Below are 14,147 nucleotides of genomic sequence, written 5' to 3'. Positions count from 1 at the left end.
TATAGCTTGTTCTCTAGCAAAAGTGATATAAGTATTATAAATAGGTTATAAGCAACATATACTACATAAAAACCAAGGAACGATGTTAATGCAAAGCTGATGAAAAGAGCAACAAAATAAAGTCTATCAAGTATGTTAAAATACTGGCATAATAGGGGTTTTAGCATTGATTGAAAAATACCAGTTTTTCTATGCCAACCTGCAAAATGTGGGTTAACTCATACTCGATTAATTAATTCACGATGTCTCAGCAACAGCGCACTCTCTTATTTGTCGATGATTCGCCAGAAGATCGAGAACTCTATCGGCGGTATTTGTTGCGCGATCGCGAATATTCCTATACATTTTTAGAAGCAACGCTGGGGCAGCAAGGACTAAAACTTTGGCAGCAACACCAGCCCGATGTTGTGTTGCTTGATTATCGACTACCTGACCTAGACGGACTGGAATTTATAGCACAATTGCAACCCTCAATGCAACAGCCTTGCCTACCTGTAATTGTTGTCACTGGGCAGGGCAACGAAGCGATCGCAGTTAAAGCGATCAAAGCGGGCGCACAAGATTATCTTGTCAAAGAGCAAATTACCCCAGAAAAGCTGCAAACAGCGGTCAATGGGGCAATTGAAACAGTGCGGCTACACACCCAACTACAACAGCGTATTGAACGAGAGCGCGTAGTTTCACATATTACCCAAAAAATTCATCAGTCGCTAAATCTAGATGAAATTCTTCAAACAACTGTAACCGAAGTGCGAGAATTTCTGCACACCGATCGCGTCTTGGTTTTTCAGTTAAAACCTGACGGAGATGGGACAGTAGTAGCAGAATCGGTTGGGACAGAGTGGCGATCACTCCTTGACTCCACTGTGTACGATCCCTGCCTTGCTGAGAAATACCTTGCATCGAATCCACAAGAAATTGTCAGCAACGATCCCGCCTTTGTCGAAAATTATATCCAACGCTATTGTCAGGGTTATATAACAGCAATATTTGATATTCAAGATAGCAGCATTGACCCATGCCACGTTGAATTGTTGGCTCAGTATCAAGTAAAAGCTAATCTAGTCGTGCCGATTGTTTATGATAACCACTTCTGGGGATTGCTAATTGCTCACAACTGTGCTGCGCCAAAAAGATGGCAACCCTTAGAGATTGACTTGCTTAAAGAACTGGCGATTCAAGTTGGCATTGCAATTCGACAGGCGGAACTCTATCAGCAGGCACAGAATGAACTGACTGATCGCAGACGAGTAGAAGCAGAATTACGGCAGAGTGACGAACGGCTGCAATTGGCACTATCAGCTTCTCGGATGGGAACATGGAACTGGAATATCCAGACGGGAACAATTTCCTGGTCGGACAACCTGGAAGCCTTATTTGGACTGGAAGCAGGAGAGTTTGACGGCTCATTCGAGATGTTTGCCGCGCGATTGCACGCTGACGATCGCGATCGCGTGTTGGCTGCCGTTGATCGTGCTGTCACCAACGGAGAAGACTATGATATTGAATTTCGAGTAGTATATGGCAATGGTAAGATTCGCTGGGCATTGAGCCAGGGCAAGGTATTTTACGACCAACACGGACAACCAATTCAGATGGCTGGTATCGATTTAGATATCACCGAACGCAAACGGTCAGCCGAAGCTCTGCGTGAGAGTGAAGAATTTAAAAACCGTATTTTAGATAGCAGTTCTGACTGCATCAAGGTATTAAGCCTCGACGGGCGGCTCCTGTACATGAATACAGGTGGACTGTGTTTGATGGAAATTGACGACTTAAATTCCTGTCTCAATACTGAATGGCTATGTTTCTGGGAAGGCAGCTATCGGCAACAGGCAGAGCAGGCACTCGCTGCTGCTAAAGCAGGCGAAGTCAACATTTTTCGCGGATACTGCCCAACTGCAAAAGGTACTCCAAAATGGTGGGAAGTGGTTGTTAGCCCGATTCTGGATGGCTTCGGGCAGTTGGAACGAATCTTATTGATTTCGCGAGACATCACTGATCGCAAAAAGATAGAACTCCTCTTGCAGGAGAGCGAAGCCCGGTTGAAATTGGCGTACAAAGCTACGGGATTGGGACTATGGGACTGGGACATTACCCACAAAAGTATACATGTATCTGAAGAGTACTACAATCTGTTCGGGCTTGACCCAACCATAGAGGAAATCAGCTATGAACTGTGGTTAAGCCACCTGCACCCAGATGATCGCACCTCAGCCAATGAAATAGTCAGTCACACCATCCAGCAACAGCAAGAGTACTATGAAGATGATTACCGCATTCTACATCCTGATGGCATTCGCTGGTTAGCGGCTAGAGGTCAGGTTTTTTATAATGCTACGGGCAATGCAGTACGGATGGTAGGTAACGTGCAGGATATCACTGCTCGCAAACAAGCTGAAATCGAACGCGATCGCTTGTTGAAATTGGAGCAAGCAGCCAGAGCCGAAGCCGAACGCGCCAATCGTATCAAAGATGAGTTTCTGGCAATTCTCTCCCATGAATTGCGATCGCCTCTCAACCCCATTCTCGGCTGGACAAAACTGCTACAAACCCGCAAATTTAGTGAAACCAAAACAGCTGAAGCTTTAGCCACCATTGAACGCAATGCGAAACTGCAAACTCAACTGATTGATGACTTGCTCGATATAGCCAAGATTCTGCGCGGCAAACTCAGCATAGATGCAACTCCTGTAAATTTGGCATTTGTGATTGAATCTGCAATCGACACGGTAAATACAGCAGCCCTTTCCAAGTCAATTGTGTTGCATTCAGTACTGCCGAATATAGGGCAAGTCTCTGGAGATTCCAACCGCCTTCAACAGATCGTTTGGAATTTACTTTCCAATGCTATCAAGTTTACCCCCAAGGGAGGACGAGTAGAAACCAGGCTAGAGCGAGTTGGCGATCGGGCACAGATTATTGTTAGTGACACTGGCAAAGGCATTAATCCAGACTTTCTCCCGTATATTTTTGAATCATTCCGTCAGGAAGATGTCTCAATTACTCGCAAGTATGGGGGGTTAGGATTGGGGTTGGCGATCGTCCGGCAGTTAGTTGAGGCGCACGGCGGCACCATCAAGGCTGATAGTCCTGGTGAAGGCTTGGGAGCCACCTTTACAGTCCAGTTGCCACTGCTGAATGCGGAACCGGAAATCAACCAGCCAGATGAGTTGCCACAACAAGCACTCGAACTCACAGGGATTCGAGTTCTCACAGTCGATGACGATCCCGATGCTCGTGAGCTATTAACAGTATTGCTTGCTCAATACGGAGCAAAAGTGCTGACTGTTGCCTCTGCGACAGAAGTATTAGCAAACTTGGAGTCCTTTAAACCCGATGTCTTAGTCAGTGATATTGGGATGCCTGAGATCGATGGCTATTCTCTGATCAAACAGATCCGTGCTTTAACCGCTGAAAAAGGAGGAAAGATTCCCGCGATCGCTTTGACTGCATACGCCAGAATTGAGGATTACCAGCGAGCTATAAGCAGTGGCTATCAACGGCACGTTACCAAGCCCCTCGATCCAGAAGAGTTAGTTCAAGCTGTGGTGGCACTCGCACAGAATAAACTAAACCATCCTATCCTCTACAATAATTCGCTTTAACCCTTTTTGAAAATAAATTGTAACTGGTGCAAGGTGAGCAAGCATCAGAATCTATCGTCAAAGCAATTGAGCTGCGGTGGTGAGACAAGAAAGATGGGGCGATCGCTCTTTGAAGCAACTGAGTTAGCTATAGGAGAAGATTTCTTGATTCAATTAGGGCAGGGTAGAAATATATGAGTAAAGAGTAAGACCTAAACCAAATATACCAAATATAAAACAAATAGCGGCAGCTAAATTGAGAGAAATGGATCTGTCTTGAGTGACAGTAACCAATTCCTCTTGAGAATTACTAATGAAAGTATTAATTTTATCTACAATTTTTTGAGCTTCAGATTGGAAGGGATAGTAAAAAGTATAAGGTAATTCGCCAGAATTAGTCAAAAGAATAACAGAATACATAGTCGATACCATGATTTAAATAAAAATTTGCTCCCCTAAACTTTTCTAGAGAATAGGTTTCTACGCTTGATCTCCACTCATTTGTATGAGGTAACTGACTTGCAGTTTTTTGAGTTTGGCATCAGACACTTCAACACAGTCCGCGATGCCTACGGCGGGCTACGCCTACGCCTAACATTCGGTAGCATATAATTCCTTGGAAGCTGATTTCACTGACTTAAAGATGTTTTAAGTAAATCTGTAGAGCGATTGAGCTAACTCTCGTCAGTTTGATCGATGTCGCAGAGTGTTTAAAGAAAGTGAAAACGATTGCATTTATTGATATATTATGCGATTCCTCTATTATCCAATAATTAATTTGCTCAAACTGTATTTAAGCAAAGTAGCCTGTTAAGTCCAATAAAGAATTTCTGCATTTGAAAAGCGCCTACTAATCTCCGTCTCAAAAAAGCAACGCAACGCCTTCATTGTGTGCTTGTCGTAAACGTACTTAGTTCCGCCAAACTTATTACGCTTGACACTGCGTTTTGCCTCATCCATCTCTAATTTTGATTGCGGATACCAAGTTCGTAAAACTTCTTTTGATCCTGCTGTAAACCGATGCGAGATTAGTTCAAAAGTGAGGTTACACTCAAAATCCAGTGCCTCGTTTATCTGGTCAAACAAAGAACTATAGTGCATCTGCCAATCGTCTATCGGCATAATTGGCGCAATAACTAAGCCTACTGGATAACCACCACCGCCACGCTCTAATGGTAGCGCTAACCGTCGCAATGCATTCAGTCTGGATGTTACGGATGCTGTGCCACCTTCAAACTTGCCAGAAATCGGTGCTGCATTAACACTCATCCGACAACGCGTATACCCATTGTGTGGTAAGTCGAGTAACCCATCGACAGCATCAAATTTCGATACCCAACGTAAATGTGCATTATTACGAGTGCCGAAGTAACGGATACATTCAGCCAGACTTCCAGTTAGATGCTCAATACCCAATGGATCTGTGTAACAGCTAACTTCAAAACTCGTGTTTTTACCTGGTTGCTCGTAGTTAGCTAAGTTCTCTAATATCTGCGGTAAGTTAGCAAAAACACGGATGACAGGTGGCCCTGACAAGCTACCAGCTAAGTAGCAGTATTGACAATGAGCCAGACAACCTTCAGCAATGTGAAACTGCCAATCCGCAGAAGGTGGAATGGGACTCAGTTTAAAAGAACTGGGTGGTGCAGTAACCACTGCTAAAGTACGCTTGGCGATGTTGTAAGTATCCCGCTCGGACTCACCGCGCAGTCCCTTGAGACGATTCTGTGATAGTTCTTCGATTGGTAAGTTAAGTGACTGTACACGTGTAAGAATCTGCTGCCCCCAAACCTCATTTAAGGCAGCAGGTGTAAACAGTACCCGTTCAGGTATCCACAATCTTGGTGATCTTATTTGTGTATCTGATACTGAAACCTGGTCTGTAATTGTATTCAGCAATATCTTTCTCCGTTATTTAGTTTGCTGATTTGTGCAATTAATTTTCAAGGACTTGCTTAATTCGTCGCTCTAACAAGTCAAGATCCAAAGTGCCTTCATCACGGTTAATTCTACGCACAGTCGAATTAACATTAGCTAAATTTACCAATAAATCTTGAAGAATTTCTTGCTGCTGACGTGCTTGGGTAACTTCGCGTGGCTCCTGTACTAAATCACGCACAATGGTATCTTCAGCACGAGAGGCGATAATTGGATCGCTTTGCCCTTGAATGTGAACAAAGGTTCGTCGCCCAGGACCTCGTTCTTCTTCTATTGGGATAACTGCTGTAACTTGGTCAGAACGCACATATTTTCCAAATCCTAAATGGACTAGCTCTGATGAAAGTATTTTCATATAGTTGAAGCCGAATTTTTAAATCTTATTTATATTATAAAATCTCCAAAAGTGACTTAAAACCATAAACCATACGGGTTATACCCAATTAAAAGTAGTAGTTATATTTGCTTATACCAATTTTATGTGAGGCTGCTCCTGAACATTAGGTATACCTCTTAACTTCGTCTAAATAACTACATTTGACAGCAAATTTCAGCCAGGTCTAAGTTTCTGCTGCAACAGAAGCTTCTGAATAATTCAATTTTGCAATAAAAGCAGCTTCATAACCACGTTTTCTCCAAAGTGCTGTGATTTGCACAAACACAACCAGATGAACGACGAATTTGATCGGTAAAAATCTTTCTGAGGAGGGACGGACTTACTCAAACCTCACGAGAATATGGAAAAAGTGAGTTTACTTGTCATAACCGATAAAACCTGTAGTCTGGAGTTAATAATCATGGCCGATGTGACAAATATAGCGACTAAGCTTGCTGATCTAAAGCTTTTTCAGAATGTTCTGTTGGAAAGTGAGCAAAAGTTAATAGCACAGACGGACGACAATACGATTTGCCAGCGTCTCGAAGGAATGATAAACAGCGATCGCGAAAATCTCGGCGTCATCGAAGCAGTTATTTCTAGATACGGCAACGCAGCAGAACCTCGCGACATTACTCAACAACATGCTCAGAAGGTAAGCCAAATGATGAGCGGTTCCGAGCTAACTCTGTATGACAAGTACTTACAGCTTGAGTTGCTAAAGCATCAACAGACAATGACCGGGCTGGTTCTACACAAGGTTGCCCAATCCTTGAATGATGACCTTCAAGATTTGATGGAACCGCTCAACCGAGTTAATTTTGAAAATCGTGCTCACCAAGAGATTCTTAAAGGCGTTCTTTACTTCGTTGGAACGCGAGAGATAGCTGGTAAGGAACCTGACATGGGTCTGTGGGCTAGCATTGAACAGGGAATTGCAGCCCTTAAGGGTGCTGTAAGCAGCGCGGTAAACTAGTAGCAATGAGTAGCAGAGGGCGCGTCATTCATGGCAGGGTGATAGATTCAGATGATTTATGCTACATTGAAGCATACTTTTCAAGAGTGAATTATCTTTAACTCAAAACAATGATCCCAATTAAGGGGATCTCAAATTTGCCAACTGAAACCTTTAATTACGCAACAGCTTTTTTCATAGTGAGCATGATTGTAACAGTAGTGAATAGTACGCTTGTAAACGTGAAACCTAGTTAGGACAGGGTGTAGGGAGTGGCTAAGTGGGTGTAGGAAAAAATCAAGAAAATTAAAAACAAGTGTAAATATTAATAAACTTCTTTGCTATGCAACGCTGGCGCGAAGTCACTACACTCCACACCCCACACCCAAAAGCCTTATGAATAGTGGATTTGCCGAAAACAAGCGTGCCATTCGTCCCTGGAGCCTTTGTGCACCTCTGCATTTCAAGCTTGTGAGAAATGCATGTCTCGCGGTTAATGCGAATTAAAAACGCGGTCATCTTGTTCTTCTGGAGAATTTTTTCCTTGATGCGTCGCGCATTGGTTTCGGCGTAACCAAAGGGAGGACGTGGGGCCACCCAAACATACATGGATGGGGACATTGGGACGATACCGCCATAGTTGCTGGGTGCATTCTGTAGCCGACTGATTTACAGCATGAAACACACCAAACACGGCATTAAAATGATAATTGGAAATGTCAACCCCTCTGCCAAGGCTGGGAGTAATTAAAAAAGCGTCAATATCCTTAATGGCAACGTTAATCTCTCTGATAAAAATGACATTCTCCTCAGAGCCGCTATTCTCGGAGTGAATAGCCCAGACTTGTAGCTAACGGTCTTCGCTGGGTTCGAGTGTATCATCGCTATCATCAATTGCTGAACCATCATTGAGCGCCCGTTCCAACTTTTTGATAAATCGCTTGCTATCGCTAACCATCATCAACTTTTTACCCAGCATCAACTGAGCGTGGAACTCGGCAACGATTGCACTGCTGTTTTCCCTCGTACCAATAGACTTGACGACCCCCTGAGCAATACTCATTTTTGATGTAGGGTTTTTCCCCAGCCGGACGCAAATTCATGAAAAACTCGATAGTCAAATCATCCAGGTGAGCATCAGCCAATACTACCAGCTTGGTGTTGTAAACCAGATACTCCAGCACTTCCAGGATAGCCCCTCGGTGTGACTTGCAGGTTTTCGATTTGAGCAAGTGAGCAAGATATTGACAAGCTTCATCTATAAATATAGCAATCGCCAAGGTGATTAGGACACTAGGTTCAAGACAAACTCGATTGCATCTCGTAGACAATCAAACTTGTCAAGTTGTTTGCGGATACGGCTTTTAAGCCAAGACCAACAGTTTTCAATTTTGTTTAAGTCAGGAGAATAGGGTGGTAAATATAGCAATCGCCAAGGCGATTAAGACATATACAAGAAGTAGCCCCTTTTCCGGCACTGCGATCGCTACTCCACAACGAGTATTGAAAATGGAAACCACATTGATAAAATCTTGGGTTACCTGGTCATAATTGCTGACAGTAGCTTTGATGCTTTTGCCATCAACTCCTAACCAGTCTAGCTCTTGGGTTGGCATCCAATCATTTACCCAGTTATTGAACACCTTGGCTAAATCAGTAAAATCAATACCCATAATTACGCGTCGAAACGTCGAGTCTGATGGAAAACGAGTTAGAGGTAATTGTAAATTGACAACTAAAGCCTCATGATGCCGACGAGCTCCCATCTTCTAAGGCACGATAACCCAAACAACCACTCATAGTCCCCATAATCACTACCAGCAGCAGCAACCACAATGGATAACGCTGTCCTCTTGCTGCGCGAAAATCTTGCACTTGGGTTAAGGCTTCCAGGAGATTGGCTTTCATAGGGGAGAGTGGAAAAATCAAATCAGCCGCTAAAAGATTTAGTCTACGCTAACTTCGGCTGCTCTAATTTTTCTCTTATCACAATAAATTAGCCCTGCCTTTATAAGGGGGGTAATTGGGCTTGTGATATTATTTATCCTCAGAACGGCGATATGTGGGTAACAGGCTCTTTTTCTGTTTTTCTTGGAGACTGCTGGCTTGTTTCAGAACTGGGATATACTGATTAATCATCGATATTAAAACCTTGATTAGTGAGTCTCCTTGCTGACGTCGGTTTTCGGCATTTACGCCAATTAACATTGTTTGCAAAATTAGCAAGAAAGTGATCGCTGCTTTGGTGGAGTTAATCGGCAATCCATAACTGGATGATCAAACCCGAAGGCAAGCGGCAGAAAGCTTAGGACAAATTGGCTCTGCCAACCAAAAAGCGATCGCTGTTTTGGTGGAGTTAATCGGCAATTCACAAGTGGATGATTATACCCGAAGGCAAGTGGCATCTAGCTTAGGGAAAATTATGTTAGAAAAACAGATGCCGAGTGTTGTCACCCTGTTGAAGGATTACTTATCACCTGAAACTTACAAAAATGACTTTGAGCGATTTGATAATTGCTACAAAGTTATCTGGAAGTGCGCCCAAAGTATGCCCTACCCAGCTTTTTATCAAGCTTGGCATCAACAAGAGAAAGTGAAAAATGGAGAGTAGGAAGGAAAAATACTTCCTCCAGCCAAAACATCAGCGAAATGTAGAAGCAGTAATCCCTTGTAAAGACGCGATTCATCCCATCTCGTAAGCGTCTGGTAAATCTATCGCTTCCGATCTTTGCGCAATCCAGGGAATGCGTAGGCGTAGCCCATCGCAGACATCGCCCCTAATAAAATAGATATTGTTAAAACCCTTCTCCAAACCTCTCCCCGAAACGAAGAGAGGCTTTGATTCTTTCTCCCCAAACCCTTGTAGGTAAGGGTTTGGGGGTTAGGTTTGAGAGTAAAGTTGCACACGGCATTAGACTTGTATTTTGAAAGAACTGGATAAAGCTGAACGTCAGCGCATCCAAGATTTAGTTACATAGACAATATTAAATTATCAAAGATATAGCAACAGCCAAAGTGGTTAGGACATCAACAGGTGATAAAACTTAGACACTACAAGATTTTTCACTCAATCCCCAGTCCCTTGCTATAAATTTCATGATAATTACGATCGCCTGAGATTAGTGAAAGTATAGTAGGCAAAAGTTAGCAGACACGATCGCGGCAGTTTGTCTTCAAATGGCTCAATTACTTGGACGATAAGGCGATGGCGTAACATTTAAATTACTCAACAAAATGGCGATCGCGTACTCAAAATGACTTGTATTGAGTACTATCGTTTGCGAAGTGCTTAGAATAGCACCTCGCAACCCATATTTAGAATAATGGCAAAGCGTTAATCACGATTAAACAACCACAAAATTGTTTTTGGTTAGTGATAATCCAGCAGATAATTGTGCAAATTTTACCTGAGTAAACGTACTCGCACTTCCATCAAGATCAAAATACAGCGCACCTGTATCAAAGTCGTAGATCAATCGCTGATTGCTTGTTGTTGCAGATGTTCCAATGGTGAATTGATTATCTAAAAGTGAAGGTTTTAATTGGCTATCAAAACCATTGTCCGATAATTGAATCAGTTCATTAGTGGCGTTGAAGTCATAGATAGTATCAACACCTTCACTGTAATTATTGAAAACAAAGGTATCTATACCATCCCCTCCATAGAGGCTATCATTGCTGTTGCCACCCTTTATGGTATCATTGCCATTACCACCATCAAGCGTGTTCTTCCCTGAGGCGGATACCGCAGAGAGAAAATCATTGCCATCGTCCCCAAAAAGTAGGTTTTTACCTCTGGAATAGTCAATATTTAAGTAATCGTTACCAGCGCCACCGTTGAGGGTGTTATTGCCAGAAGCGTCATTGTCCTCATAGTCATCCTTGTAGCCAGACGCAAAGAGAGAATCATTGCCATTGCCCCCAAAGAGTAGATTATCGCCTTTTGAATAGTCAATATTTAAATAATCGTTCCCAACGCCACCATCGAGGGTGTTATTGCCAGAGGCAGAGTTAAAAGAAGAGTATTCTAAGGAGACGTTGCTAACTACCGAAGCAGAGAGAAAATCATTGCCATCGTCCCCAGAGAGTAGATTATCGCCTGTTGAATAGTCAGCACGCAAGGTATCGTTACCAGCACCACCGTTGAGAGTGTTATTGCCATAAACCTTAACGGCTCCCATTTCAATCTGATAGTAGCCAGAAGCAGAGAGAGAATCATTGCCATCGTTCCCAGAGAGCAAATTATTGCCTGTTGAATAGTCAGCAAGCAAGGTATCACTACCAGCACCACCGTTGAGAGTGTTATTGCCAGACTCATAGCCATCATACAAGTCTCCGTTAATAATTATGCTAGAGGCAGAGAGAAAATCATTGCCATCGTCCCCAGAGAGCAAATTATTAGTTGTTAAATCATTGCGATTATAATCATCCAACAGAACATCGTCACCAGTACCACCAATGAGAGTATCATTGCCCACGCCACCCCGCAGCAAGTCGTTGCCACTCTTACCGTTAATGATGTCATCACCTGCCTGACCATTAATAACATCATCTGAGTTGTCAAAGCCGTTGACATTATTGTTAAGGTCGTTAAGAAAGGTGACTGTGTTCTTGTTGAAGATAGTGCTTTGGGTGGAGTTAGCATTGAAGACATCAAAGCTGTCCTTGATGCTAGTTTGCCCATCAAACACGATATTGCCGACCTGGGCTAAATTGTCTAGGTTTTCCAGGGCAAAGTTTTGTAAGACCACTTTCAAATTAAGCGCCTTTTCAAAAGAGATTTCTGTATTGCTACCATTTTGAGTTAATTGTAGATTTCTTGCAGTGAATAGGTCAGGAGGATATATATCAGGATGCTCTCTTGTAAATTGCAAGGTATCCGCTTCAGCAATCACCGCCGCTGATGGGTTTGAGTTTTGACCAATGCCATCAAAATCCGTGATGGTAAAGACACCAGTCTGAGACCGATCCCGCTTGAAAACAAATTTATCCTTGCCGCCGCCACCAGTTAAAATTTGATTGTATAAACCCCTATAAGTAGCATAATCAAAAAGTGTTTTAATATAAAAAGTGTCGTTTCCATTGCCACCATTGAGGGTGTTCTCACCAATATAAGAGTCAGAGGTCGCGGCAGAGGTCAAGAGAATATCATTGCCATCCCCTCCCAAGAGCAAGTTATTATTGCCTGGTGAATCTTCAGCATTCAAGGTATCATTACCAGTGCCACCGTTGAGGGTAGTATTGCCTGATGGATAGAAAACATTCAAGTAATCGTTACCAGCATCACCGTTAAGGATGTCGTAGCTTTTATTGCTATATAGTTTATCGTCACCTGCTAAACCATTAATCAAGTCATTATTTGTTGTCCCATAGAGGGTATCATTACCGTTAGTGCCATTGATGATATTTGCCATAACCTTTTTACCTACCTAAATCGATTTTTTCAGTAAATTTCAGTTTTCAATTTGTAGTTAGTGCTGTTTTATCGCACAATAACTCATTTAAATTTGACGTTTTCGGCATACTTTTACATTATCCTTGAGAGCAAGCAATTTTTATTTCAATATTCACTCTGTTATCAACTTGCAAGTAGTACTAATAACAACAGTTAACGACAAGAGGAAATTTGGAAGTTTCAGGCTTGTTTTTACTATCTTTAATTCAATAGCAATCACTAAAAAGCGTTAAAAAATCAAGTTTAAATGCCTGGAACTCACAATTAATATTTAGTTTTTAGCCAATGCGTCAGACTTAATATCTAGAAAATAGAGAATAGTTGACTCTTGATAGGGAAAGAGGTTTTTATGCCTTTGTTGTGAACTATTGCTGTGAGTAGGTAACTCGAAAATAAAGAACAGCTAAAGAGCTTGATAATAAGTATATACTGAAAAATTACTTAGAAGTCTATAGTTGAAAAACATCTTTGCATACTCTTCACATTATTTGTTAATAAATGTATATATATCTTGCACTTAGAAAGATGAATATCAAAACCACAACTAAGTGTAAGGTGAGTAAGGCATTCAATATTAAGTAAAATAAAATACACAACTATATGTGGAAAAATAGATTCAAGAGCTATTTGTGCAGCTTGACCCCAATCAGGTGGTGATGCAGACTGAATATGGAGATAAGTCCAATGTGCAATGAGATAGGCGATCACAGAAAGAATCAAACTATTGTCTTATTGACGGGTATAACGATGTTTTACTCCAATGGGGAAATATTCAAAATCACCCATTGGCGCTAATGTAACTTGTGGTGTTTGATATTCTACGGGAACATAAGCAAATTCGCTATTTAGACGCAGCAGTTGTGAAAGAATCGAAGATGCGATCGCTTGCCTTTCCAGCTATATTATAGCCGCAGAGTTCCTTTGCTGTTTTTACTAAGTACAGCCCACCATAAAACTTGCTGGTCAGCCTAACTACTAAGGTGTGATTATGCGATGCCTGCGGCGGGCTACGCCTACGCAAAGCAATCGGCATCATTCACGGTGGAATGATGCCTATTTGTTGCTTGTTACGCTGTCTGTGTAGAAGCTGCTTTTGAGTCTGCGGTCGATTTTAACCGGGTGATAGTGGCTTTACGAATGCGATCGCTTTTGCGTACTCCGCCTGTCATTTCGTATTCCCGGCTGTCTTTGCCATACTTCAACGCCACACCACTGACTAAGCGTTCTGAAGTTTCCCGAATGCTCTTTTCAAGGGTTTCTATTTCTGCCTTTGCGGAGTCAAGGGCGGTTAGCATCATATTATACTGGTCAATTTGGTTGCGGAGTTGCCCGGTTAACTCAGTTAAATGGTTTAAACTGATGGAATCACCAAAGTCGAGGCTGGAATTAATCGATTTAAATCCGATTACTCTCTGTTCAGTTTTTTCTAGCACAGGAGAGCTTCTTTTTTTGCGTGACATCAATGCATACTTTTTACTAAACTTTATCTTTCTAGAATGTCTTAATGAAACAATATAGTGGTTCAGTAAAACTTGCAAAAAAAGGTGTTTTTTTGAATAAGATTAAATTGCTAGCTCAGTAATTACACAACGCTCGATAACAAATCGTTGAGAACAGATTTGTGTTCTGAACGAATGGACTTGTGTTTTGAACGAATGAACTTGTGTTCTGAATGAATGGACTTGTGTTTTGAACGAATGAACTTGTGTTATGAACGAATAGACTTGTGTTGTGAACGAATGGACTTGTATTCTGAACAAATGGACTTGTGTTCTGAACGAATAGACTTGTGTTCTGAACGAATGGACTTGTGTTCTGAACGAATGGACTTGTGTT

At 42.1% G+C, this 14,147-nt stretch carries 12 protein-coding genes and 3 pseudogenes; 3 read left to right on the top strand and 12 right to left on the bottom strand.

The window, feature by feature from the left end; all coding sequences use genetic code 11:
* Window positions 1-242 precede the first annotated feature (242 nt).
* On the top strand, window positions 243-3,608 hold the full coding sequence (locus tag V7K89_RS23645) for a response regulator (protein ID WP_335191477.1): 3,366 nt from the start codon (window positions 243-245) through the stop codon (window positions 3,606-3,608).
* 153 nt (window positions 3,609-3,761) lie between these two features.
* Here V7K89_RS23645 and V7K89_RS23640 read toward each other — a convergent pair whose 3' ends face one another.
* From V7K89_RS23640 to V7K89_RS23630, 3 genes are all read right to left on the bottom strand, one after another.
* Complete coding sequence (locus V7K89_RS23640; RefSeq protein ID WP_335191475.1) at window positions 3,762-4,007, bottom strand: hypothetical protein; 246 nt, start codon at window positions 4,005-4,007, stop codon at window positions 3,762-3,764.
* Between the two features lie 390 nt (window positions 4,008-4,397).
* Window positions 4,398-5,420, bottom strand: a complete 1,023-nt coding sequence (locus tag V7K89_RS23635; protein WP_335191527.1) for a spore photoproduct lyase family protein — start codon at window positions 5,418-5,420, stop codon at window positions 4,398-4,400.
* A 103-nt stretch (window positions 5,421-5,523) separates the two neighbouring features.
* Window positions 5,524-5,880: a hypothetical protein gene (locus tag V7K89_RS23630; protein WP_335086187.1), complete on the bottom strand. Its 357-nt coding sequence runs from the start codon at window positions 5,878-5,880 to the stop codon at window positions 5,524-5,526.
* 442 nt (window positions 5,881-6,322) lie between these two features.
* Between V7K89_RS23630 and V7K89_RS23625 the strand changes: the two genes are divergently transcribed.
* Window positions 6,323-6,877, top strand: a complete 555-nt coding sequence (locus V7K89_RS23625; protein WP_335191473.1) for a hemerythrin HHE cation-binding protein — start codon at window positions 6,323-6,325, stop codon at window positions 6,875-6,877.
* A 462-nt stretch (window positions 6,878-7,339) separates the two neighbouring features.
* Here V7K89_RS23625 and V7K89_RS36035 read toward each other — a convergent pair.
* The 5 genes and pseudogenes from V7K89_RS36035 to V7K89_RS23590 form a co-directional block, all read right to left on the bottom strand.
* Window positions 7,340-8,124: pseudogene (locus V7K89_RS36035) on the bottom strand (bifunctional DNA primase/helicase); the annotation flags it as partial.
* Window positions 8,125-8,141: 17 nt separating this feature from the next.
* Window positions 8,142-8,279: pseudogene (locus V7K89_RS23605) on the bottom strand (transposase); the annotation flags it as partial.
* The gene (locus V7K89_RS23600) at window positions 8,257-8,622 is read right to left on the bottom strand and encodes a hypothetical protein (protein WP_335191466.1); all 366 of its coding nucleotides are present in this window, start codon (window positions 8,620-8,622) and stop codon (window positions 8,257-8,259) included. The pseudogene V7K89_RS23605 and the gene V7K89_RS23600, both read right to left, overlap by 23 nt.
* Window positions 8,600-8,764 (bottom strand): transposase family protein, encoded by a 165-nt coding sequence (locus V7K89_RS23595; protein WP_335191464.1) that lies wholly within the window; start codon window positions 8,762-8,764, stop codon window positions 8,600-8,602. The genes V7K89_RS23600 and V7K89_RS23595 overlap by 23 nt, the downstream gene beginning before the upstream one ends.
* Window positions 8,765-8,893: 129 nt before the next feature.
* Window positions 8,894-9,118, bottom strand: coding sequence for a hypothetical protein (locus V7K89_RS23590; RefSeq protein WP_335191462.1), 225 nt, complete (start codon window positions 9,116-9,118; stop codon window positions 8,894-8,896).
* A 7-nt stretch (window positions 9,119-9,125) separates the two neighbouring features.
* Between V7K89_RS23590 and V7K89_RS23585 the strand changes: the two genes are divergently transcribed.
* The gene (locus V7K89_RS23585; RefSeq protein ID WP_335191524.1) at window positions 9,126-9,467 is read left to right on the top strand and encodes a HEAT repeat domain-containing protein; all 342 of its coding nucleotides are present in this window, start codon (window positions 9,126-9,128) and stop codon (window positions 9,465-9,467) included.
* Between the two features lie 733 nt (window positions 9,468-10,200).
* Here the strand turns inward: V7K89_RS23585 and V7K89_RS23580 are convergent.
* The 4 genes and pseudogenes from V7K89_RS23580 to V7K89_RS23565 all read right to left on the bottom strand — a co-directional run bounded on the left by V7K89_RS23580 (window position 10,201) and on the right by V7K89_RS23565 (window position 13,771).
* Complete coding sequence (locus V7K89_RS23580; protein ID WP_335191460.1) at window positions 10,201-12,270, bottom strand: calcium-binding protein; 2,070 nt, start codon at window positions 12,268-12,270, stop codon at window positions 10,201-10,203.
* 770 nt (window positions 12,271-13,040) lie between these two features.
* Window positions 13,041-13,205 (bottom strand): annotated as a pseudogene (locus V7K89_RS23575) (phenylacetate--CoA ligase family protein); the annotation flags it as partial.
* Complete coding sequence (locus V7K89_RS23570) at window positions 13,153-13,347, bottom strand: hypothetical protein (RefSeq protein ID WP_335191458.1); 195 nt, start codon at window positions 13,345-13,347, stop codon at window positions 13,153-13,155. The pseudogene V7K89_RS23575 and the gene V7K89_RS23570, both read right to left, overlap by 53 nt.
* 31 nt (window positions 13,348-13,378) lie before the next feature.
* A complete protein-coding gene (locus tag V7K89_RS23565) occupies window positions 13,379-13,771 on the bottom strand; it encodes a hypothetical protein (RefSeq protein WP_335191456.1) in 393 nt (130 codons plus the stop codon).
* Between the last annotated feature and the right edge of the window lie 376 nt (window positions 13,772-14,147).

The sequence above is a fragment of the Nostoc sp. genome, assembly GCF_036917515.1.
GTDB lineage: Bacteria > Cyanobacteriota > Cyanobacteriia > Cyanobacteriales > Nostocaceae > Nostoc.
This window is presented reverse-complemented; position numbering and strand designations above follow the sequence as displayed.